This window comes from Streptomyces sp. NPDC012794, from assembly GCF_042901085.1.
Taxonomy (GTDB): Bacteria; Actinomycetota; Actinomycetes; order Streptomycetales; family Streptomycetaceae; genus Streptomyces.
The window spans coordinates 36,703-58,831 of sequence record NZ_JBIBCI010000026.1 but is presented as its reverse complement, the minus strand read 5'-3'; the positions used below and the strand labels follow the sequence as shown (position 1 = coordinate 58,831).

Here is a 22,129-nt window from a genome sequence, read left to right as displayed (position 1 = left end):
CCCCCCCCCCCCCCCCCCCCCCCCCCCCCCCCCCCCCCCCCCCCCCCCCCCCCCCCCCCCCCCCCCCCCCCCCCCCCCCCCCCCCCCCCCCCCCCGACCCACCCGAAGCCACCCCACCGCACCCCGCCCGACAGGGCAACCACCCACCCCAACCCCCGCCCCACAGGGCAACCGCCCGGCAGGGCACCACCCTCCACCCCGGAGCCGTCCGCAGGGCAGCCACCCCACCCCCGAACCGCCCGGCCAGGGCAAGGGCCCGGCCGGGGCAGCGGCGAGCGCCCCGTAGAGTACGGGCAGGCAGCCGTACGGAACGGGGGGCGGAGCCGCCGGATGACCACGACGACACCACGGACCGAGGTCCTGGGCGACCCCGAGCAGCCGCCGGCACCGACACCGCCGCCCCGCCGCCACCCCGCCCGGGTCGTCAGCGCCATCCTCTGCGCCCTCCTCGGCACCGCCCTCCTCGCCGGCGCCGCCACCACCGCCTGGCGCGACCACCGCGCCTCGCACCGCCCCCTGCCCCCCGACGCCGCCTACCGCCAGGCCGCCTCGCTGTGGCGGTCGGCCCCCGTGGACGGCCTCCTGCCCCCCGTGCTGGACGCCCCCGGATCCGGCCCCGGCGGCGCCGACCGCAGCTGGACCCGGATCGCCCTCGCACCGGACGCCGACTGCGCGGCCGTCCTGCCCGCCGACTGGCGGGCCGCTCTCGCCGCCACCGGCTGCACCCGCGTGCTCCGCGCCACCTACACCGACGCCACCCGCAGTTCCCTCGTCACCGTAGGCCTGGTCTTCACCCCCGCCGACGCCACCGCCATGGACGGCCTCCGGGGCCGGCTGACCGTCCCGCCCGCCTACGAGTACGCCGACGCGCGCCGCGCCGCCTGGACCGCGACGGTCTCCGCCGAGGCCCCGGCCGTCGTCTACGCCGTCTCCGCCTTCGCCGACGGCCGCACCGTCGACGCGCCGGTCCCCGCCGAGGAGGCGGCCCGGTCCGGCGCCACCGGGACCGTCGCCGAGGCCGGACTCGGCCACACGGCGAAGGCCGCCGCCGACCGGGCCGCACAGGCCCTCACCGGCCTCGCCGCCTCCTCCTCCGGCCCCCTCTCCGGCCCCGCCCCGGCCCCCGCCTCGACCACGGCCCCCGTCCCGCCCCCGCCGACGAAGGGGTCCGCCCGATGAAACCGGCCCCCCTGCGCACGGCGGCCGCCGCCGCCCTCGCGGCCGCCCTCCTCGCCGGGTCCGCCGCCCACCCCGCCGCCGCCGACACCATCCGCGACCGCCAGTGGGGCCTGCTCGCCCTGCGCGCCGAGGAGGCATGGGGCACCACCCAGGGCGACGGGGTCACCGTCGCCGTCCTCGACACCGGCGTGGACGCCACCCACCCCGACCTCGCCGGCCAGGTCCTCGAGGGCACCGACCTCGTCGGCATGGGCGCCGGTCGCGGCGACCGCGCCTGGGCCCGCCACGGCACGGCGATGGCCGGCATCATCGCGGGCCGGGGCCACGGCCCCGACCGCTCGCAAGGGGTCCTCGGGATCGCGCCCCACGCGAAGATCCTGCCCGTCCGCGTGATCCTCGAAGAGGGCGACCCGGGCCGGGCCAAGGCCCGCGACAGCAAGGCCGGCGCCCTCGCCGAAGGCATCCGCTGGGCCGCCGACCACGGCGCCGACGTGATCAACCTCTCGCTGGGCGACGACAGCGACTCCGCGCACCACGAGGCCGCCGAGGACGAGGCCGTGCGGTACGCCCTCGGCAAGGGCGTGGTCGTCGTCGCCTCCGCGGGCAACGGCGGCGAACGCGGCGACCACACCTCCTACCCCGCCGCCTACCCCGGAGTCATCGCCGTCGCTGCCGTGGACCGCCAGGGCCGCAAGGCACCCTTCTCCACCCGCCACTGGTACGCCACCGTCAGCGCCCCCGGCGTCGACGTGGTCATCGCCGACCCGGACCGCTCCTACTACGAGGGCTGGGGCACCAGCGCCGCCGCGGCCTTCGTCTCCGGCGCCGTGGCCCTCGTCAGGGCCGCCCATCCGGGCCTGTCCCCGGCGCAGGTCAAGAAGCTGCTGGAGGACACCGCCGCCGACCGCCCGGCCGGCGGCCACGACGACGCCCGGGGCCACGGCACGGTCGACCCCGTCGCCGCGCTCCAGGCCGGCGCCGCGCTGCGCCCCGAGGCGCCCGTCCCCGCCGCCGTCCCGGCCGGGCGGCGGTACTTCGGTCCGGGCCCCGAACCGGTCCGGCCGTCCGGGCGCCGGACGGTGCCCGGTGTGCCGGCGGCGGCGGCCGGGGGAGCGGCCCTGCTGGTGCTGGCCGCCGTACTGGCCCGGCGCCCGCGCGCCGCACGGCGGGATAGAGTCGCGTAACTGTGGCGACCAAGAACATTCCAGACCCCGGTTTCTCCGACGACGACGGCACCGCCGACCCCCGGCTCAGCGCCGCCCTGGCCGCCTGGGCGGCCGACCGGGCGGCCGAACCGCGGCTGCTGGCGGCGCTGAAGGACGCCCGGCTGCTGGTGCCCGTCGTGGCGATGCTCGGCGAGGTCGAGACCGACCCGGAGACCGGCCTCAAGCGCGAGAAGACCAGCGACATGGCCGTGCCCACCCTGACGGCGGGGAACCGCCGGGCGCTGCCCGCCTTCACCTCGATCGCCTCGCTGGCCCTGTGGGACCCGGCGGCCCGACCGGTGGCGGTCCCGCTGCACCAGGCGCTCGCCGCCGCCGCGCACGAGAAGGCCGACACGGTCGTCATCGACCTGGCCGGCCCCGTCCCGTACCAGCTGACGGGCCCGGCCCTGCTCGCGCTCGCCGAGGGCCGCACGGACGCCGACCCGCTGGCCGACCCGGCCGTGCGCGAGGCCGTACGCGCGGCCGTGGCCGCCGAGCCCGCCGTGCTCCGCGCCCACCTGGGGCGGGGCGGCGCCGACGCCGACGGCACCCTGGCCGTCGTGCTCTCGGCCGACGCCGAGCCCGCCCCGGCGGCCCGTCGCGTGGCGGAAGCGCTGGCGGCGGACGAGACCCTGCGCGGCCGGCTCGTACGCGGCCTGGACCTGGCCCTGCTCCCGGCCGCCGGCCCGGTCCCGCCGGGGGAGCCGCTCTTCGCGCGCTGAGGTTCACCCGCCCGGATCCGGTACGCCGAAGGGCCGCCGCGACGTGTCGCGGCGGCCCTTCGGCGTACGGAAGCGGAACGTGCGGGAGGGCGGTCAGGCGTAGACCGGGCCCGTGAACTTCTCGCCCGGGCCCTGGCCCGGCTCGTCCTGCACGATCGAGGCCTCGCGGAAGGCCAGCTGGAGCGACTTCAGGCCGTCGCGCAGCGGGGCCGCGTGGAAGGAGCTGATCTCGGTGGCGCTGGCGGTGACCAGGCCGGCCAGGGCGGTGATCAGCTTGCGGGCCTCGTCGAGGTCCTTGTGCTCGGAGTCCGGCTTGTCCAGGCCCAGGTTGACCGCCGCGGCGCTCAGCAGGTGGACGGCCACCGTGGTGATGACCTCGACGGCCGGGACGTCCGCGATGTCGCGGGTCATCTCGTCGTAGTCGGGAGGGGTGGAATCGGAGGGCGTCGCGTCAGTCATGCGCTCCACGATAGGTCGTGCGGCGGCCTTGCAATGCGTGGGGTAGTATGGAGCTCGACCGGCCGGACACATGCGTGCCCGGCCCACAAGTGGAGGCTCCGATCTCCCACCCGACCACCCTCCGGGGAGGCGGGTCATCCGGTCAGACGGTATCCATCGTTCCGTACGGACGATGGAAAGCCGTCGATATGCGCCCCGCGGTTCGCACGCGGCGGTGCTCCGGTTGTTTTGGAGCCCCTGCCTGTGCCCGGCGGGGCATTTTTCATTCTCCGCCGCGGTGAGGTCTGACGACAAAAGACGTCAGCGGTTGTCTGCCAGGCAACCGTGTGGTGCTACCGAGGAGGATCCATCAGCACCGAGCCCCGCATCAACGATCGGATTCGAGTCCCTGAGGTGCGACTCGTCGGTCCCAGCGGCGAACAGGTGGGCATCGTCCCGCTTGCGAAGGCGCTTGAGCTCGCACAGGAATACGACCTGGACCTGGTCGAGGTCGCGGCTTCCGCGCGCCCGCCGGTCTGCAAGCTCATGGACTACGGCAAGTTCAAGTACGAGTCGGCCATGAAGGCCCGTGAGGCGCGCAAGAACCAGGCGCACACGGTCATCAAGGAGATGAAGCTCCGGCCGAAGATCGACCCGCACGACTATGACACCAAGAAGGGTCACGTCGTTCGGTTCCTCAAGCAGGGCGACAAGGTCAAGATCACGATCATGTTCCGTGGTCGCGAGCAGTCCCGGCCGGAGCTCGGCTACCGACTGCTGCAGCGTCTCGCCTCCGACGTCGAGGACCTCGGCTTCATCGAGTCGAACCCGAAGCAGGACGGCCGAAACATGATCATGGTTCTCGGTCCGCACAAGAAGAAGACCGAGGCGATGGCCGAAGCCCGCGAGGCGCAGGCCGCGCGCAAGGCCGAGCGCCAGGGCGTCGCCGCCGAGGCCGCTCCGGCCGAGGAGGAGGCCCCGGAGGCCGCCGCCGAGGCCGAGGTCGAGGCCGACGGCTCCGCCGAGGCGAACGCCGAGGCCTGATCCCGGACAGCCCGTCCCGGATCACCCAACAACATGACGCTCCCGCGTGCCGGTCCCGCCGGACCGGCGGGGGCGCCACCGACGAGGAGATAACGGCGCCATGCCGAAGAACAAGACGCACAGCGGTACCAAGAAGCGCTTCAAGGTCACCGGCTCCGGCAAGGTGCTCCGCGAGCGCGCCGGCAAGCGCCACCTGCTCGAGCACAAGTCGTCCCGCATCACCCGTCGCCTGACCGGCAACGCGGAGATGGCTCCCGGCGACGCCGCGAAGATCAAGAAGCTTCTCGGCATCTGATGTCCTCCGCTCCCCCCGAGGGAGCGGGACGTCAGGACCGGGACCCCATCGAATTTCGGGCCGTGTGAAGACAACCACGGCCCCGCTACAAGGAGTAAAAAGTGGCACGCGTCAAGCGGGCAGTAAACGCCCACAAGAAGCGCCGGGCGATCCTCGAGGCGGCCTCCGGCTACCGCGGTCAGCGTTCGCGCCTGTACCGCAAGGCCAAGGAGCAGGTCACCCACTCGCTGGTCTACAACTTCAACGACCGCAAGAAGCGCAAGGGCGACTTCCGTCAGCTGTGGATCCAGCGCATCAACGCCGCTGCCCGCCAGAACGGCATGACGTACAACCGCCTCATCCAGGGTCTGAAGGCCGCCAACATCGAGGTGGACCGCAAGATCCTCGCCGAGCTGGCCGTCAACGACGCCAACGCGTTCGCCGCGCTGGTCGAGGTCGCGCAGAAGGCCCTCCCGGCCGACGTGAACGCGCCCAAGGCCGCTGCCTAAGGCGCCTGGCCGGCCCGCTCCACGCGACCGGCACCCCACGGACCCGCAGGCTTCCCGCCTGCGGGTCCGTGTGCTTTCGCCCCGCCCCGCAGAACCCGAGAGAGAACCGCAGACACCATGGGTCACCCCACCGAGCTGATCTCCCCCCGATCCCCGCGGGTGGCCGCCGCCCGCCGGCTGGCGCGGCGCAACTTCCGCACCAAGGAGCGCCGGTTCATCGCCGAGGGCCCGCAGGCCGTCCGGGAGGCCGTCGAGCACCGCGGGGCCCAGGGCGCGACCCTGATGGAGCTGTTCGCCACCGTCGAGGCCGCCGAGCGCTACGCCGACATCGTCGAGGCCGCGCTGCTCGCCGGGGCCCGGGTGCACTACGCCTCCGACGAGGTGCTCGCCGAGGTCTCCCAGACCGTGACCCCGCAGGGCCTGGTCGGCGTCTGCCACTTCCTGGACTCCCCCTTCGAGGAGATCCTCAAGGCCGGGCCCAGGCTGGTCGCCGTCCTCGCCCACGTCCGCGACCCCGGGAACGCCGGCACCGTGCTGCGCTGCGCGGACGCCGCCGGCGCCGACGCGGTGGTGCTGACCGACGCCTCCGTCGACCTGTACAACCCCAAGTCCGTACGGGCCTCCGTCGGTTCTCTCTTCCACCTCCCGGTGGCCGTCGGAGTCCCGGTGGAGCAGGCCGTGGAAGGGCTGCGGGCCGCCGGGGTACGGATCCTCGCGGCCGACGGGGCCGGGGAGGACGACCTCGACGCCGAGCTGGACGCGGGCACCATGGGCGGGCCCTCGGCGTGGGTCTTCGGCAACGAGGCCTGGGGCCTGCCCGAGGAGACCCGCGCCCTCGCGGACGCCGTCGTCCGGGTCCCGATCCACGGCAAGGCCGAGAGCCTGAACCTCGCGACGGCCGCGGCCGTGTGCCTCTACGCGTCCGCGCGCGCACAGCGGGCGCCCGGAGGGTGCCGCTCCGTGACCCCCAGCTAGTAATGTGGCCGCCCGGGGGCCCACTGAGCTACCCGGAGATGCGGGGTACGGGGACATGACCGTCGGTACGAACAGCTCACCAGGGGCCGCGGACGCGGCCGAGGAGCGGTTCGGGGACGCCGCCCGGCCCCCGGGCGGCGCGCCGCCCGTTCCGCCGGCCGCCCCGGACGCCCTGGCCTCCGTACCGCCCCAGGCGGGCCCCGCCGGCCGCGGGAGCCGTGCCCCCGGTGCCAACGGCCAGGGGCCCGGCGGAGCTCCCGGGGAGGGGGGCGACGCCTTCCGGATGGATCCCGACGAGCTGCCCGACGGGCTCGTCGTCGCCGACCACACCGGGCACGTCGTCTGCTTCAACCGGGCCGCGTCCCGGATCACCGCCATCGCGGCCGGCCAGGCCCTCGGTGCCCGCATCGAGCGCGCGCTGCCGCTGGAGGACCTCGAAGGCCGCCGCTGGTGGGCGATGACCGACCCGTACGGGGGGCTCGCCACCCGGCGCGGCCAGCCCGAGCGGAACCTGCTGCTGCCCGGCGGGCGCGAGGTGCTCGTCTCCGCCCGCTACGTACGCACCCACCCCACCGGCCCGCTCAGCCGCCTCGTGGTCACGCTGCGCGGCACCGAGGCCCGGCGCCGCACGGAGCGCAGCCACGCCGAGCTGATCGCGACGGTGGCGCACGAACTGCGCTCCCCGCTGACCTCGGTCAAGGGGTTCACCGCGACCCTGCTCGCCAAGTGGGAACGGTTCACCGACGACCAGAAGCGGCTGATGCTGGAGACCGTCGACGCCGACGCCAACCGCGTCACCCGGCTCATCGCCGAGCTCCTCGACATCTCCCGCATCGACTCCGGCCGCCTGGAGGTGCGCCGCCAGCCCGTCGACATCGCCGCCGCCGTGGGCCGCCACGTCCAGGCGCTCACCGCCAACGGGCAGGCGCCCGAGCGGTTCCTCGTACGGGTCAGCAGCCCGCTGCCGGACCTGTGGGCCGACCCGGACAAGATCGACCAGATCCTCGGCAACCTCCTCGAAAATGCGGTGCGCCACGGTGACGGAACGGTCACCATCGACGTGGCGCCGCACGAGAAGGGAACTGCCGTCACCGTGACCGACGAAGGCCCCGGGATCCCCGAGGAGTCGATGGGCCGCGTCTTCACCCGCTTCTGGCGGGGGAGCAAGCGCGGCGGCACCGGCCTGGGCCTGTACATCGTCAAGGGCATCGTGGAGGCCCACGGCGGCACCATCACGGTCGGCCGAGGCCCCGGAGGCGGAGCCGAGTTCCGATTTATCCTGCCCGTGAGCGCCCCGGCCTACCTCACGCAGTAACCCTGCGAACGGTCTCGCCAGGCGGCCCACGGGCTCCTCCACCCCCGGCGGCCCTTAGACTCGTCCTTTGGCACCTTTGTGTCCTTGGGCCGATCGATCCGAGCCGTTTCGATCCAGGTCGCGCGGGGACCCACCAGCCAGCCATCGGAAGTACGGGAAGAGATGTCGGCACCGAACAAGTCGTACGACCCTGTCGAGGTCGAGGCACTGAAACCGGAAGAGATCGAGCGCATGCGGGACGAGGCGCTCGCCGCCTTCGCGTCCGCCGGCGACCTCGACGAGCTCCGCGAGGCGAAGACCGCGCACATGGGCGACCGCTCGCCCCTGGCGCTCGCCAACCGCGAGATCGGCGCCCTGCCGCCCCAGGCCAAGGCCGAGGCGGGCAAGCGCGTCGGACAGGCCCGCGGCGCCGTGAACAAGGCCTTCGGGGCCCGCACGGTGCAGCTGGAGGCCGAGCGCGACGAGCGGGTGCTGGTCGAGGAGGCGGTGGACGTCACGCTGCCCTACGACCGCGTGCCCGCCGGCGCCCGCCACCCCCTGACGACGCTGATGGACCGCATCGCGGACATCTTCGTCGGCATGGGCTATGAGGTGGCGGAAGGCCCCGAGGTGGAGGCGGAGTGGTTCAACTTCGACGCCCTCAACTTCACGCCCGACCACCCGGCGCGCCAGATGCAGGACACCTTCTTCGTCCAGGGCCCCAAGGGCACCGGGGGCGACGAGTCCGGTGTCGTGCTGCGCACCCACACCTCCCCGGTGCAGGCGCGTTCGCTGCTGGAGCGCAAGCCGCCCGTCTACATCGTCTGCCCGGGCCGCGTGTACCGCACCGACGAGCTCGACGCGACGCACACCCCGGTCTTCCACCAGGTCGAGCTGCTCGCCGTGGACGAGGGCCTGACCATGGCCGACCTCAAGGGCACCATCGACCACATGGTCAAGGAGCTCTTCGGGGAGCAGACCACCACCCGGCTGCGCCCGCACTTCTTCCCCTTCACCGAGCCGTCCGCCGAGATGGACATGCAGTGCTACGTCTGCCGCGGCGAGTCGGTGGGTAACCCCGACCGCCCCTGCCGTACCTGCTCCAGCGAGGGCTGGATCGAGCTCGGCGGCTGCGGCATGGTCAACCCGAAGGTGCTCGTCGCCTGCGGTGTGGACCCGGAGAAGTACAGCGGGTTCGCCTTCGGCTTCGGCATCGAGCGGATGCTGATGTTCCGTCACAACGTTGAAGACATGCGAGACATGGTCGAGGGTGACGTGCGCTTCACCCGGCCGTTCGGGAGTGAGATCTGATGCGCGTCCCGCTTTCCTGGCTGCGGGAGTACGTCGACCTCCCCGCGGGCGAGACCGGCCGTGACGTGGCCGCCAAGCTGGTCGACGCCGGCCTCGAGGTCGAGACCGTCGAGCAGCTCGGGGCCGGCCTCAAGGGCCCCCTCGTCGTCGGCCAGGTGCTGACCATCGAGGAGCTCGAGGGCTTCCGCAAGCCGATCCGGTTCTGCACGGTCGACGTCGGCTCCGCCAACGGCACCGGCGAGCCGCAGGAGATCGTCTGCGGCGCCCGGAACTTCTCCGTCGGCGACAAGGTCGTCGTGGTCCTGCCCGGCGCCGTCCTGCCCGGCGACTTCGCGATCGCCTCGCGCAAGACGTACGGCAGGACCTCGCACGGCATGATCTGCTCCGGCGAGGAACTGGGCATGGGCGACGACGGCACGCACGGCATCATCGTGCTGCCGCCGGAGTACGAGCCCGGCACCGACGCGATCGAGCTGCTCCAGCTCGTCGACGAGGTCCTCGACATCGACATCACCCCGGACCGCGGTTACTGCATGTCCATGCGCGGTGTGGCCCGCGAGGCCGCCACCGCCTACGGCCTGCCGCTGCGCGACCCGGCGCTGCTCGACGTGCCCGCGCCGAACTCGTACGGCTACGCCGTGCAGATCTCCGACCCGCAGGGCTGCGACCGCTTCACCGCCCGCACGGTGACCGGCCTCGACCCCGAGGCGCGGTCCCCGATCTGGCTGACGCGCCGCCTCCAGAAGGCGGGCATGCGCCCGATCTCGCTGGCCGTCGACATCACCAACTACGTGATGCTGGAGCTCGGCCAGCCGCTGCACGCCTACGACCGCTCGCGTTTGAACGGCCAGATCGGTGTTCGTCGGGCCGAGCAGGGCGAAGAGCTGGTCACCCTCGACGGGGTCAAGCGCACGCTCGACGCCGAGGACCTGGTGATCACCGACGGCAGCGGCCCCATCGGGCTCGCCGGTGTCATGGGCGGCGCCAACACCGAGATCGCCGACTCCGTCACCACTGCGTTTGATCCCTCCGGGTCGACGGGCGCCGTCACCGGCACCACCGACGTCGTGATCGAGGCCGCGCACTTCGACTCCGTGTCGATCTCGCGCACCGCCCGCCGCCTGAAGCTCTCCTCCGAGGCCTCCAAGCGCTTCGAGCGGGGCGTCGACCCGCAGGCCGCCGCCGCGGCCGCCCAGCGGACCGTCGACCTGCTGGTGCTGCTCGCCGGCGGCACCGCCGAGGCCGGCGTCACCGAGCTCACCGCCCCGGGAGCCCCGCGCACCATCGCGATGCGCGCGGACCACCCGGACCGGGTCGCGGGCATGGAGTACGGCCGCGAGACCGTCGTGCGCCGCCTCCAGGAGATCGGCTGCGACGTCTACGGCCAGGACGAGCTCGTCGTCACCGTCCCCTCGTGGCGGCCCGACCTCGCCGAGCCCAACGACCTCGCCGAAGAGGTCATCCGGCTGGAGGGCTACGGGAACCTCCCGTCCACCCTCCCGCAGGTCCCCTCCGGCCGAGGCCTGACCGCGCGCCAGCAGCTGCACCGCCGCGTCGGCCGCGCGCTGGCCGGCGCCGGCTACGTCGAGGCGCTGAGCTACCCCTTCATCGGCGAGGCCGTCTTCGACCAGCTCCAGCTGCCCGCGCACGACGCGAGCCGCCAGGTCGTCAAGCTGGTCAACCCGATCTCCGACGAGGAGCCGGCGCTGCGCACCACGCTGCTGCCGGGTCTGCTCGGCGCGCTGCGCCGCAACGACAGCCGGGGCAGCCACGACCTCGCGCTCTTCGAGACCGGCTCGGTCTTCCGTGCCGCGGCCGAGCCGGGTGTCGCCGTACGGCTGCCCGTCGACCGGCGTCCCACGGACGAGGAGGTCGCCACCCTCGACGCGGCCCTGCCCGCGCAGCCGCGGTACGCCGCGGTCGTGCTGGCCGGTGCCCGCGAGCAGGCCGGCTGGTGGGGCAAGGGACGTCCGGCGGGCTGGGCGGACGCCGTCCAGGCCGCCCGCGCGCTGGCCGTCGAGGCCGGTGCGGAGCTGGTCGTCCGCCAGGGCCAGTACGGCCCCTGGCACCCGGGCCGCTGCGCCGAGCTGGTCGTCACCGTCGACGGTGTCGAGCAGGTCATCGGCCACGCCGGCGAGCTGCACCCGCGCGTGGTCAAGGCCATGGGCCTGCCCGCCCGCACCAGCGCCATGGAGCTCGACCTGGACCGCCTCGCGGCGGCCGGCGGCGGCGCCGTGCAGGCGCCCCGGATCTCCACCTTCCCGGTGGCGACCCAGGACGTCGCGCTGATCGTGGACGCCTCCGTCCCCGCCTCGGCGGTGGAGGACGCGCTGCGCAAGGGCGCCGGCGAACTGCTGGAGTCCCTGCGGCTGTTCGACGTGTTCACCGGTGAGCAGGTCGGCGAGGGCAAGAAGTCCCTCGCGTACGCGCTGCGCTTCCGGGCGCCCGACCGGACGCTGACCGCCGAGGAGTCCACGGCCGCGCGCGACGCCGCCGTCGCCCTGGCCGGCGAGCGGACCGGAGCGGTGCTGCGGGGAGCGTAACGCCGCCGCCGCTTGAACCGCGCTGAGGGGCGCGTCCGGATCACCGGGCGCGCCCCTCACCCGTTCGGGTGGCACCCCGGACCCTGCGGGGCCTGACCGCTCCGCGCAGCGGTGCGCCCGCGCACGGGCACACCCGCGCGGCTGGCTGCGGGCGTGCGCGCCGTGCACGGCACCGGGAGGGCGGCCCCACCGTCGACGCCGCCCCCGGTGTGCCGCGCCGCGGCCGACCGGTGCGGGTCCGCCCGTCCCGGGGGGAGTGGAACGGCCCGGGCGGACCCTTGTCACCGGCGGAGCCGTTCCGTACCGGGCCGGTGGACGGACCCGGTACGGAACCGGCCCGGCCCCGGCGGGCCCGGCGACCAACCGGACCCCTCGGAGCCGTGGTGCGCCGCCCGCGCCTGCCATGGAGTGTCGGGCAGACAGCAGGGGCGGGCGGCGCGGTGCCGGGTCGTCGCACTGTACGAGGGGGAGCCGACGACCGGGCTGCCTCCTTGGCGAGGCTCTTCAGTGAACCGCCCCCGGGGCCCCGCGCGGCAGGGTGCGCAACGCATTTATGCGCGCACTCACTTCACACCCCGTGTGAAGGAAACGCGGAACGCCCCCGAGCCCACCGCTCAGCCACTAGCCTGAGGGCGACGAGCCCTTGGAGGGGCCCATGCAGCCCAATGCCCTGCTCGACGCCCTCCTCGCCGAGGCGGGCATGTCCCACGCCGGACTCGCCGCGCATGTCAACCAGGCCGGCCGGTCCCGTGGACTCGCGCTGCGCTACGAACACACCGCCGTCTCCCGCTGGCTGAAGGGGCAGCGCCCCCGCGGCCAGGTTCCCGACCTGATCTGCGAGGTGCTGGGCGGGCGGCTCCACCGTCCCGTCGCACTCGACGACATCGGGCTCGGGATCCCAGGCCGGCAGAGCCCGCACACCACCCGGCTCAGCGGATTCGTCGACCGTGCCACCGCGCTGTGGCGCTCCGACGAGCTGGGCCGGCCCGCACAGCTCACCGCGCACGCCCTCACCGGCACCCCGGCCGTCATCCCGGTGTGGGAGTGGGAGAACCCGCCCGAGGACGCCGACGTGTCCCGGGAGGGCCCGCACCGCATCGGCCCCGAGCACGTCGAGATCCTGCGCGCGGCCCGGGTGCACTACGAGCTGATGTACCGCCGGGCCGGCGGGATGGCCACCCGGGCCCGGATCGTGCGCTTCCTCGGCAGCGAGACCGCGCCGATGCTGCGCGGGAGCTACACCGACGAGATCGGCCGGCCGCTGCACCGGGCCGGCGGCTCCCTGGTGGCGGTCGCGGGGATATGCGCGTACGACTCCGACGCCCACGGCCTCGCCCAGCGCTACTTCCACCAGGCGCTGCGGCTCGCCAAGGCCAGCGGGGACCGGGGGCTGGGGGCGTACGTGATCGCCCTGCTCGTCAACCAGTCGCTGCACCTGAAGGACTACCGCCAGGCCGTGGCCTTCGCCGAGGCCGCGCTGCGCGCCGCCGGCCGGGACGTCACCCCGGCGCTGGGCGCCGACCTGTACGCGATGCAGGCCAAGGCGTACGCGCGACTCGGCGACGGGCGGGCGGCGCTGGCTGGCATCCGGCGCGCCGAGGCGGCCGCCGGGCGGATCGTGCCCGGGGCCGAGCCCGCCGAGACCGGCTACGTCCAGCCGGGGCTGGTCAACGTACAGGTGGCGGAGGCGCTGCTGAGCCTGGGGGACCTCGCCGGCGCGCACGAGCAGGCGGCCGAGGCGGTGGGGACCCCGGCGCACGACCGGGGGCGGGTGCACCGCCTCGCGATGCTGTGCGAGATCCAGCTGCGGCAGGGGGAGGCCGAGCGGGCGGTGGCCTCGGCGGCCGAAATGGCCGAGCGGGCCAAGGGGATGGAGTCGCTGCGCCTGCGGGACCGGCTGCGGGCCGTCCGGGAGCAACTGCTGAGCAGCGGGTGCGCGGGCGCGGAGGAGACCGCGTACCGCATCGACGGGGCGCTGCGCGTCCCCCTGTGAGGGGGCGTCAGCCGCTGCCGTGCCGCCGCCGGCGGACGCGGGAGGGCCCGGCCGCCGACGGGGCGGCCGGGCCCTCCCGGCGCGCCATCCGCGGCCGGGCCGCCCCAGGCGGTTCAGCCGTACGGGTAGAAGCCCGAGCCCGTCTTGCGGCCCAGACGGCCCGCGTCGACCATGCGCTGGAGCAGCGGGGGAGCGGCGTACAGCGGCTCCTTGTACTCGGCGTACATCGAATCGGCGATCGAGGCGATGGTGTCCAGGCCGATCAGGTCGGACAGCTTGAGCGGGCCCATCGGGTGGGCGCAGCCCAGCTCCATGCCGTTGTCGATGTCCTCGCGGCTCGCGATGCCCGACTCGAACATCCGGATCGCGGACAGCAGGTACGGCACGAGGAGGGCGTTGACGACGAAGCCGGACCGGTCCTGCGCGCGGACGGCGTGCTTGTTCAGCACGTCCCGCACCAGGGCCTCGGACCGCTTGACCGTCTCCTCGCTCGTGGTGAGCGCCGGGATCAGCTCGACGAGCCGCTGGACGGGCGCCGGGTTGAAGAAGTGGATGCCGATGACCTGGTCCGGCCGCGAAGTCGCGACGGCCAGCTTGACCAGCGGGATCGAGGAGGTGTTGGAGGCGAGGATCGCGTCCGGGCGGGTGATCACCTGGTCCAGGACCTGGAAGATCTCCGTCTTGACCTGCTCGTTCTCGACGACGGCCTCGATGACGAGGTCGCGGTCGGCGAACTCGCCGAGGTCGGTGGTGAAGCTGAGGCGGGCCAGGGTGGCGTCCCGCTCCTCCTCGCTGATCTTGCCGCGTTCGGCGGCCTTGGTCAGCGAGTTGTGCAGCCGGGTACGCCCGATCTCCAGGGCCTCGCCGGTGGTCTCGGCGACCTTCACCTCAAGACCGCTGCGGGCGCACACCTCGGCGATGCCTGCGCCCATCTGGCCACAGCCCACCACGCCGACCCGTGCGATGTCGGTCGGAAGGGTAGAGAGGTCCGTCACATCGTGCCTTTCGCTGCTCATCCATCGCGGGTCCCCCGTGTTCGGCAGTGGTAACTGCACCCCGGCGCCCGCCACGCCCCACGACGTTACTCCGGCGTTGCCTCCGGCGGCGGGCCGGGGCGGGCATGCTGTGCGCACGCAGAGCGATGTCACGGAGCGGAACGGAGTCTTCACATGGCGTACATCGGACGGCGGGGGCTGCTGACGGGGGCCGCGGGCGTGCTGGCCGCGACGGCGGCGGGGCCGGCGGCGGCGACGGGCGCGGCGGCACGGGCGGGGGAACCGGCGGGGCCGCCGGGGGTGCTCCCGGCGCGGGCCGGCGCCGGAGGCCGGGCCGGGGCCGCGGAGTTCCGCGGGATGTGGATCGCCTCCGTACAGAACGTCGACTGGCCTTCCAGGAGCGGTCTGCCCGCCCGGGAGCAGCGCGCCGAGCTGATCAGGCTCCTCGACACGGCCGTGGCGCGCCGGCTCAACGCCGTGGTCCTCCAGGTCCGGCCGGCCGCCGACGCCCTGTGGCCCTCGGCGTACGAGCCGTGGTCGCAGTGGCTGACCGGGGTGCAGGGCCGAGACCCGGGCTGGGACCCGCTGGGCACGGCGGTCGCCGAGGCGCACGCGCGCGGGCTGGAGCTGCACGCCTGGTTCAACCCGTACCGGGTGGCCCAGCACACCGACCCCTCCCGTCTCGCGGTCTCGCACCCGGCTCGCCGCAACCCCGGCTGGACCGTCGCGTACGGCGGCAGGCTCTACTACAACCCGGGGCTGCCGGAGGTGCGGGCCTTCGTGCAGAAGGCGATGCTGGACGCCGTCTCCCGTTACCCCGTCGAAGCGGTGCACTGGGACGACTACTTCTACCCGTACCCCGTCGCCGGGGAGCACTTCGACGACGACGACGCCTACGCGGAGTACGGCGGCTCCTTCTCCTCGCGCGCCGCCTGGCGCCGCCACAACACCGACACCCTCGTCGAGGAGATGTCGCGGCGGCTGCGCGCCGACCACCCGACGGTGCGGTTCGGCGTGAGCCCCTTCGGGGTGTGGCGCAACCAGAGCACCGACGGGCGCGGCTCGGCCACGCGTGCGCTCCAGGCGTACGACGACCTCTACGCGGACACGCGCAGGTGGGTGCTGGAGGGCTGGGTCGACTACATCGCGCCCCAGGCGTACTGGCACATCGGGCACCCGCAGGCCGACTACGCGACGGTCGTGCCCTGGTGGGCGAAGACCGTCGCGGGCACCGGCGTGGACCTGTACGTGGGCGAGGCGCTCTACCTGTGCGACGCCCGCAGCTCCACCGCGGCCTGGCGCGACCCCGCGGAACTGTCCCGGCACCTGACCTTCGCCCGCCGGTACGCGGAGGTCCGCGGCCACGTGTACTTCTCGGGGAAGCATGTGGTCGCGGACCCCAATGGAGCGCTGGCCAGGGTCGTCGCCGACCACTACCCGACGGCGGTGCCGCCGACCTGAGTCACTGCCGGGCGGCGGACTTGCCCCCGGACTCGTCCGGGTGGCGTACGACGCAGTCGGGGCCGGGGGACATGACGGCGTCGTGCCCGTCCGGGAAGTGGACCCGGTACGGGGGAGCGCCGTTCTCACCCAGGACCTCGACGATCTCGCCCACCCTGTCGTGCTGGCCCACGATCCTGCCGTGCTGCACCAACTGGTCGCCCTCGGTCGCGCGCATGTGCTGACCTCCCTCGGAGCCGGTCCGATCCGGTGCAAGAAGTTTAGGCCGATCCATGGCTATTTGACCCGTTGGGTCACGGTGATGCAGACCAGGACGGCGCAGGCGGCCAGCGGGGTGGCCGGGGACAGCCGCTCGCCCAGCAGCGCCACCGACCACACCAGGGTGAGCAGCGGCTGGGCGAGCTGGAGCTGGCTGGCGCGCGGCGCGCCGATCTCGGCCATCCCCCGGTACCAGACGTACAGGCCGAGGAAGGTCGAGCCGGCCGCCGCCCACACCAGGCCGGTCACCCCGTGCCAGTTCAGGTGCACCGGCTCCGAGGCGAGCGCCAGCGCCGAGCCCACGAGCGACAGCGGCAGGCACAGCACCAGCGCCCAGCCGATCACCTGCCAGCCCGGCATGGCGCGGGCCAGGCGTCCGCCCTCGGTGTAGCCGGCCGCGCACACCAGCAGCGCCCCGAACAGGTAGACGTCCCCCGTCGAGACCGAGCCGCCGCTCTGGGCCAGGGTGAAGCCGAGGATCACCGCGGCGCCGGCGACGGCCGCCGCCCAGAAGCGGCCCGAAGGGCGGGTGCCGGTGCGCAGGGCCGAGAGGGCGGCCGTGGTCAGCGGCAGCAGGCCGACGACGACGGCGGCGTGCGAGGTGGTGGAGGTCTGCAGGGCGAGGGTGGTCAGCAGCGGGAAGCCGGCCACCACCCCTGCGGCGACGACGGCCAGGCCCGCCCAGTGCTCTCGGGCAGGCAGGGGTACCCGTCCGGCCAGCAGGAAGCCGCCGGCGATCACCGCCGCCAGCACGCTGCGCAGGGCGACGAGGGACCAGGGGCCGAAGCTCTCCAGCCCCCAGGCGGTGGCGGGGAAGGTGAGCGAGAAGGCGACCACCCCGAGCAGGGCCAGAGCGGTACCGCTGCGCGTGCCCGTACGTCCGCGGGTGCTGCCGTCGCGCGTGCTGCCGTCGCGGGTGCTGCCGTCCACCTGGAGTGCTATCGGGGCGAGGCCAGTAGCGCTATTCTGTGCTGTCATGTACGAGCGTAGCAGTGTGGCCGAGCTGGCAGAATCCCTCCGGTCGGAGCTCGACCGCTACCCGGTGGGTGGAAAGCTGCCCTCCAGCCGGGCCATGGTCGAGCGCTACCGGGTGAGCCCCGTCACCGTCTCCCGGGCCCTCGCGCAGCTCGCCGCCGAGGGCCTCGTCGTCACCCGCCCCGGCGCCGGCGCCTTCCGAGCGCATCCCCGTACGAACGACCCCGCCCCCGGGGACACCTCCTGGCAGGCCCTCGCCCTCAGCTCCGAGGGCGCCGGGGAGGTGATCCCTCGCTCCGTGGACGCCGCCGGGGTGGTGAACTCCCTCGCCGTACCCCCGGCCGGGGTCATCGAGCTCAACGGCGGCTACCTGCACCACTCGCTCCAGCCCGAGCGGGCCATGGCCGCGGCCCTGGCCCGCGCCGGACGCCGCCCCGGAGCCTGGGGACGGCCGCCCATGGAGGGACTGCCCGAGCTGCGCGACTGGTTCGCCCGGGAGATCGGGGGCGCGGCCGGGTCGGTCGGCGCCGCCGACGTGCTGATCACCGCCGGCGGGCAGAGCGCGCTGACCACCGCCGTACGGGCGCTGGCCCCGCCCGGCGCGCCGATCCTGGTCGAGTCGCCCACCTACCCCGGCCTGCTGGCCATCGCCCGCGCCTCCGGCTGCCGGCCGGTACCCGTCCCGGTGGATGCCGACGGGGTCCGGCCGGAGCTGCTGGCCGCCGCCTTCGAAGCCACCGGCGCACGCGTCTTCGTATGCCAGCCGCTGTTCCAGAACCCGACCGGCGCCGTACTGTCCGCCGCGCGCGCCACCGAGGTGCTGCGCATCGCGCGGGCCGCCGGGGCCTTCGTGGTCGAGGACGACTACGCGCGCAACCTCGCCCACGAGGACGCCGGGCCGCTGCCCGCGACGCTCGCGGCCCAGGACTCCGACGGGGTCGTGGTCCACGTCCGCTCCCTGACCAAGGCCACCTCGCCCAGCCTGCGGGTCGGCGCGCTCGCCGCCCGCGGCCCGGTCCTGGACCGGCTGCGGGCCATCCAGGTCGTCGACACCTTCTTCGTGCCCCGGCCGCTCCAGGAGGCCGCGCTCGAACTGGTCGGCGCGCCCGCCTGGCCGCGCCACCTGCGGACCGTCGCCGCCGAGCTGCGCCACCGGCGCGACGTGCTCGCGGGCGCCCTGCGGCGGGAGCTGCCCGGTACCGGACCGGCCCACCTGCCCTCGGGGGGCTTCCAGCTCTGGGTGCGCCCCGGCGGGGGCGGCGACGACGCCGACTTCGCGGCGGCGGCCCTGCGCGCCGGGGTCGCCGTCACCCCGGGGCGCCCGTACTTCTGCGCCGAACCGCCCGCCGCGCACATCCGGCTGAGCTTCGCCGGGGTCTCGGGCCCGGGGGAGCTGGTGGAGGCGGTGCAGCGGCTGCGGGGCGCCCTGCCCGAGGGCCTGCCGGGCGGGGCGGCCGAGGGGGCACAAACCCGTTGAGGGGACCGGGAAGCCGACCCTAACCTGCGGGTATGACCCGCATAGAGATCACCTCCCTCGCCCGCCGCCCCGAACTCGCCCCGCGGCTCTGGGACATGGAGGACTCCTGGCCGGAGTTCGCCCTGCAGGACCCGATCGGCTGGCTGCTGTACCCGCGCCTGGTCACCGAGTTCCCCGAGTACGTCTTCATCGCCACCGAGGGCGACGCGGTGGTGGCCCGCGCCTTCAGCGTGCCCTTCGCGCTGCACACGCCCGAGCGCGGCGGGGTGCTGCCCGGGCAGGGCTGGGACCGGGTCCTGATGTGGGCCTTCTCCGACCGGCGGCGCGGGGTCCGGCCCGACACGGTCAGCGCCCTGGAGATCTCCGTCGCGGCGGGCCGGCAGGGCGAGGGGCTCTCCGGCCGGATGCTGGCCGCCATGCGCGAGGGCGCCCGCGCGGCCGGGTTCACCGAGGTGGTGGCCCCGGTCCGGCCGAGCGGCAAGCCCGCCGAGCCCGACACCCCGATGGCGGAGTACGCGTACCGGACCCGCGAGGACGGACTGCCCCACGACCCGTGGCTGCGGGTCCACGTCCGCGCGGGGGCGGTCATCGACTCGGTGGCCCCCGCCTCGATGACCATCAGCGGCACCCTCGACCAGTGGCGGCAGTGGACCGGCCTGCCCTTCGACGAGCCGGGCCCGGTCCGCGTACCGGGAGCGCTCACCCCCGTCCACTGCGAGCCCGCTCACGACCGCGCGGTCTACGTGGAGCCGAACGTATGGGTCCGCCACCCCCTCGGCGCCGTACCGGCGGTCACCGCGTGATCACGGTCCGCGCCGCCGACCCGGACGACGGGGAGGCCGTCGGCGAGATCCACGCCGCCGCCTGGGAGGCCGCGTACGCCCCCTTCTTCACCCCGGAGTTCGCCGCCGAGGGCGTCCGCAGCCGGCGCACCCGCTGGCACGCGCGGCTCGCGGAGGACCCCCGGACGCTCCTGCTGGCCGAGGCCGGCGGCCGGCCCCTGGCGATGTCATGGTCATGCCCCTCCACGACCCGGCCGGGCCTCGCGGAGATCCTCAGCTTCTACGGCCACCCCGACGGCTGGGGCAGCGGCGTCGCCGCCGTGCTGATGGAGGCGACGCTGGACCGCCTGCGCGGTGACGGATTCGCCCGCGCGCACCTGTGGACCCTGCGCGACACCCCGCGCTCGCGCCGCTTCTACGCCAAGTGGGGCTTCGCGGGGACCGGCGCCGCCAGGCTCCTCGACTTCGGCGACGGCCACCCGCTGGAGCAGGTGGAGTACGAGCGGGAGTGCTGAGCCGGCGCCCACGCGGACCGGCGGCGGCAGGCAGTCCCGTTCGTCCGCCGGGTCGGCGATCCTTGGGGGATGCGTGCCGCCCGCCTGATCCGCATGGCCCTCCTGATCCAGTCGAACCCCGGCCTGACCGCGGCCGCTCTCGCCCGTGAACTGGAGGTCTCCGAGCGGACCGTGATCCGCGACGCCCAGGCGTTGCAGGAGGCCGGGGTCCCCGTCCGGTCGGAGCGGGGCCGGGTGGGCGGGTACTTCCTTGCCGCGGGATACCGGACCCGGCTCACCACGCTCCGTCCGAGCGAGGCGGAGACGCTCTTCCTGTCCGGTCTGCCCTCGGCGTTGCGGGATCTGGGGCTGTCGGACGCGGCGGCGACCGCCCGGCTGAAGCTGACCGCGACCCTGCTCCCGTCGGTACGCCAGGCCGCCGAGTCCTCGGTGCGGCGCTTCCACCTCGACGCCCCGGCCTGGTTCCGCGAACCCGCCACCCCGGAACTGCTGCCGGAGCTGGCCCGCGCGGTGTGGGCGGACCGGGCCGTCGAACTGACGTACGCATGGCCGGGCCGGGACGGCGCCCCGGCCTCTGCCGTGGCGCGGGTGGTGGAGCCGTACGGGCTCGTGCTGAAGGCCGGCACCTGGTACGCCGTCGCCCGCGTCCCCGCCAAGCGGGAGGACCACGACGGCGGCTGGCGTACCTACCGCGTCGACCGGATCACCGCCCTCGGCCCCGTTCACGGAGCGGAGGAGCCGTTCGTGCGCGACCCGGCCTTCGAACTGGCCGCGCACTGGGAGGCCGGCTCGGCCGCCTTCGCCCGCAGCCTGCTGCGCACCACCGTCACGGTCCGGCTGACCGGCCGGGGGCTGCGGCGGCTGCCCGCCGTGGCGGACGGGGCCGCCATCACGGACGCGCTCGCCTCCGCGAGCGCCCCGGACCCCGCCGGCCTGGTCACCCTCGAGCTGCCGGCGGAGTCCGAGGACGTCGCCTTCGACCAGCTGGCCCGGCTCGGCGCGGACGCCGAGGTGCTGGCCCCGGCTTCCCTGCGCGCCCGCTTCCGCGAGCGCGCCGAAGCCCTGGCCGCGCTCTACCGGGCCGGCCCTCGGGAAGCGCGACCCGGGGAAACCGAGGATCAGCGGTAGTCCTCGGGGGAGCCTTCCTTGCCGCCGTGGACGACGTCCTCGAAGTAGGCCCAGGCATCCGGCCGGCTGCCGTCCACGTCCGTCACCCCGTAGGCCCTGGCGAGTTCCCCGCTGGAGGTGGACCTGCCGTTCCACCGCTTCGCGCGGTCCGGGTCGGCAGCCAGCGCCGCGACCGTACGGGCCAGGTAGCGCGGGGACTCGGCGATCGCGAACGTCGGCTCCTGGGCGATCGCGTCACGCCAGTTCTCCTCACTCACACCGAAGTGGGAGAGCATCTGCTCCGAACGCAGGAAGCCCGGGGACACCGCGACCGCCGTGCCCCCGTACTCCGCCAGCTCCTGGCCCAGCCCGAACGCGAGGCGGATCGGGGCGTTCTTGGCCAGGTCGTAGTAGATGTTCTCCCGGTAGCGGCGGTTGGAGTGCGCGGTGCCGTCGGTGACCTCCACGTGCAGCGGCGCGTCGGAGCGGATCAGCAGCGGAAGCAGCAGCGCCGCCGTGATCACGTGCGAGCGCGCGCCCAGCTCCAGGATCCGCAGGCCGTCGGCGAGCGGTGTCTCCCAGCTCTTCTTCCCGAACACCGAGGTGGCCAGAAGGTGCTCGCCGCCCCACAGGTCGTTGACGAGGATGTCGAGCCGCCCGTACTCCCGGTCGATCCGCTCGACGAGGGCCCTTACCCGGGCTTCGTCGAGGTGGTCGGTGGGAACGGCGATTCCGGTGCCGCCCGCCGCGGTGACGAGTTCGGCGGTCTCCTCGATGGTCTCGGTCGTCCGGCCGACCTCGCTGGCCCGGGCCCGGGTGGTTCGGCCGGTGACGTACACGGTCGCACCGGCCCGGCCCAGTTCCACGGCCTGAGCTCGTCCCGCCCCGCGGGTGGCACCCGCCACGAGCGCGATCCGCCCCGCGAGCGGACCGGCCGGACTGGTCTGCGCGGTGTTCCGGGTGTTCTGCTTGATGGTGTCCTCGTTGCTCATGTCCTCCAGCGTTCCTGCCAAAACTGACAGAACGCGTCACCTTTTACCGAGAGTGGAAGGCTTTGCATAAAACTGCATAG

The 22,129-nt window shown here is 74.5% G+C and carries 21 protein-coding genes; 16 read left to right on the top strand and 5 right to left on the bottom strand.

What is annotated here, in order from left to right; translation table 11 throughout:
* The first annotated feature begins 330 nt into the window (after positions 1–330).
* Genes ACFY7H_RS31165 through ACFY7H_RS31155 form a run of 3 tightly spaced genes read left to right on the top strand, consistent with a single transcriptional unit; the run spans position 331 to position 3,106 of the window.
* Positions 331–1,179 (top strand): hypothetical protein, encoded by an 849-nt coding sequence (locus ACFY7H_RS31165; protein WP_388945060.1) that lies wholly within the window; start codon positions 331–333, stop codon positions 1,177–1,179.
* Positions 1,176–2,363 carry a type VII secretion-associated serine protease mycosin gene (gene mycP, locus ACFY7H_RS31160; RefSeq protein ID WP_388945058.1) on the top strand — a complete coding sequence of 396 codons (1,188 nt, stop codon included), beginning with the start codon at positions 1,176–1,178 and terminating at the stop codon, positions 2,361–2,363. Before ACFY7H_RS31165 ends, mycP begins: the two co-directional genes overlap by 4 nt.
* A 2-nt stretch (positions 2,364–2,365) precedes the next feature.
* Positions 2,366–3,106 (top strand): SseB family protein, encoded by a 741-nt coding sequence (locus tag ACFY7H_RS31155; RefSeq protein WP_388945055.1) that lies wholly within the window; start codon positions 2,366–2,368, stop codon positions 3,104–3,106.
* A gap of 93 nt (positions 3,107–3,199) precedes the next feature.
* Here the strand turns inward: ACFY7H_RS31155 and ACFY7H_RS31150 are convergent, their stop codons facing one another.
* Positions 3,200–3,565 carry a DUF1844 domain-containing protein gene (locus ACFY7H_RS31150; RefSeq protein WP_361609715.1) on the bottom strand — a complete coding sequence of 122 codons (366 nt, stop codon included), beginning with the start codon at positions 3,563–3,565 and terminating at the stop codon, positions 3,200–3,202.
* Positions 3,566–3,889: 324 nt separating this feature from the next.
* Here ACFY7H_RS31150 and infC point away from each other — a divergent pair, with 324 nt between their 5' ends.
* From infC to ACFY7H_RS31110, 8 genes are all read left to right on the top strand, one after another.
* Positions 3,890–4,588, top strand: a complete 699-nt coding sequence (gene infC / locus ACFY7H_RS31145; RefSeq protein WP_388945051.1) for a translation initiation factor IF-3 — start codon at positions 3,890–3,892, stop codon at positions 4,586–4,588.
* Between the two features lie 100 nt (positions 4,589–4,688).
* The gene (rpmI, locus tag ACFY7H_RS31140) at positions 4,689–4,883 is read left to right on the top strand and encodes a 50S ribosomal protein L35 (RefSeq protein WP_007263144.1); all 195 of its coding nucleotides are present in this window, start codon (positions 4,689–4,691) and stop codon (positions 4,881–4,883) included.
* 101 nt (positions 4,884–4,984) lie between these two features.
* Positions 4,985–5,371, top strand: coding sequence for a 50S ribosomal protein L20 (gene rplT / locus ACFY7H_RS31135; RefSeq protein ID WP_007263143.1), 387 nt, complete (start codon positions 4,985–4,987; stop codon positions 5,369–5,371).
* Between the two features lie 117 nt (positions 5,372–5,488).
* Complete coding sequence (locus ACFY7H_RS31130) at positions 5,489–6,346, top strand: TrmH family RNA methyltransferase (RefSeq protein WP_388945047.1); 858 nt, start codon at positions 5,489–5,491, stop codon at positions 6,344–6,346.
* A 55-nt stretch (positions 6,347–6,401) separates the two neighbouring features.
* Entirely contained in the window at positions 6,402–7,661 is a 1,260-nt protein-coding gene (locus tag ACFY7H_RS31125) for an ATP-binding protein (RefSeq protein WP_388945045.1), read from the top strand.
* Between the two features lie 162 nt (positions 7,662–7,823).
* On the top strand, positions 7,824–8,951 hold the full coding sequence (pheS, locus tag ACFY7H_RS31120) for a phenylalanine--tRNA ligase subunit alpha (RefSeq protein ID WP_388945042.1): 1,128 nt from the start codon (positions 7,824–7,826) through the stop codon (positions 8,949–8,951).
* A complete protein-coding gene (pheT, locus tag ACFY7H_RS31115) occupies positions 8,951–11,494 on the top strand; it encodes a phenylalanine--tRNA ligase subunit beta (protein ID WP_388945038.1) in 2,544 nt (847 codons plus the stop codon). The genes pheS and pheT overlap by 1 nt, the downstream gene beginning before the upstream one ends.
* Positions 11,495–12,149: 655 nt before the next feature.
* Positions 12,150–13,487, top strand: coding sequence for a transcriptional regulator (locus tag ACFY7H_RS31110; RefSeq protein ID WP_388945035.1), 1,338 nt, complete (start codon positions 12,150–12,152; stop codon positions 13,485–13,487).
* Between the two features lie 113 nt (positions 13,488–13,600).
* On the opposite strand, the gene ACFY7H_RS31105 is transcribed toward ACFY7H_RS31110, so the two are convergent.
* Positions 13,601–14,503 carry a 3-hydroxybutyryl-CoA dehydrogenase gene (locus ACFY7H_RS31105; RefSeq protein WP_388945032.1) on the bottom strand — a complete coding sequence of 301 codons (903 nt, stop codon included), beginning with the start codon at positions 14,501–14,503 and terminating at the stop codon, positions 13,601–13,603.
* 153 nt (positions 14,504–14,656) lie between these two features.
* On the opposite strand from ACFY7H_RS31105, the gene ACFY7H_RS31100 reads away from it, so the two are divergent.
* Positions 14,657–15,943, top strand: coding sequence for a glycoside hydrolase family 10 protein (locus tag ACFY7H_RS31100; protein WP_388945029.1), 1,287 nt, complete (start codon positions 14,657–14,659; stop codon positions 15,941–15,943).
* Between the two features lies 1 nt (position 15,944).
* Here the strand turns inward: ACFY7H_RS31100 and ACFY7H_RS31095 are convergent, their stop codons facing one another.
* Both ACFY7H_RS31095 and ACFY7H_RS31090 read right to left on the bottom strand, forming a co-directional pair.
* Positions 15,945–16,160 carry a DUF1918 domain-containing protein gene (locus tag ACFY7H_RS31095; RefSeq protein WP_388945026.1) on the bottom strand — a complete coding sequence of 72 codons (216 nt, stop codon included), beginning with the start codon at positions 16,158–16,160 and terminating at the stop codon, positions 15,945–15,947.
* A gap of 59 nt (positions 16,161–16,219) precedes the next feature.
* Positions 16,220–17,179 carry a DMT family transporter gene (locus ACFY7H_RS31090; RefSeq protein WP_388945023.1) on the bottom strand — a complete coding sequence of 320 codons (960 nt, stop codon included), beginning with the start codon at positions 17,177–17,179 and terminating at the stop codon, positions 16,220–16,222.
* Between ACFY7H_RS31090 and ACFY7H_RS31085 the strand changes: the two genes are divergently transcribed.
* The 4 genes from ACFY7H_RS31085 to ACFY7H_RS31070 all read left to right on the top strand — a co-directional run bounded on the left by ACFY7H_RS31085 (position 17,178) and on the right by ACFY7H_RS31070 (position 21,078).
* Positions 17,178–18,653, top strand: a complete 1,476-nt coding sequence (locus ACFY7H_RS31085) for a PLP-dependent aminotransferase family protein (RefSeq protein ID WP_388945020.1) — start codon at positions 17,178–17,180, stop codon at positions 18,651–18,653. The genes ACFY7H_RS31090 and ACFY7H_RS31085 overlap by 2 nt on opposite strands.
* A 32-nt stretch (positions 18,654–18,685) precedes the next feature.
* Positions 18,686–19,456, top strand: a complete 771-nt coding sequence (locus ACFY7H_RS31080) for an N-acetyltransferase (protein ID WP_388945017.1) — start codon at positions 18,686–18,688, stop codon at positions 19,454–19,456.
* On the top strand, positions 19,453–19,950 hold the full coding sequence (locus ACFY7H_RS31075; protein WP_388945014.1) for a GNAT family N-acetyltransferase: 498 nt from the start codon (positions 19,453–19,455) through the stop codon (positions 19,948–19,950). The genes ACFY7H_RS31080 and ACFY7H_RS31075 overlap by 4 nt, the downstream gene beginning before the upstream one ends.
* Before the next feature lie 69 nt (positions 19,951–20,019).
* Positions 20,020–21,078 (top strand): helix-turn-helix transcriptional regulator, encoded by a 1,059-nt coding sequence (locus ACFY7H_RS31070; protein ID WP_388945011.1) that lies wholly within the window; start codon positions 20,020–20,022, stop codon positions 21,076–21,078.
* Here the strand turns inward: ACFY7H_RS31070 and ACFY7H_RS31065 are convergent.
* Entirely contained in the window at positions 21,069–22,049 is a 981-nt protein-coding gene (locus tag ACFY7H_RS31065) for an SDR family oxidoreductase (protein WP_388945008.1), read from the bottom strand. The genes ACFY7H_RS31070 and ACFY7H_RS31065 overlap by 10 nt on opposite strands.
* Positions 22,050–22,129 lie beyond the last annotated feature (80 nt).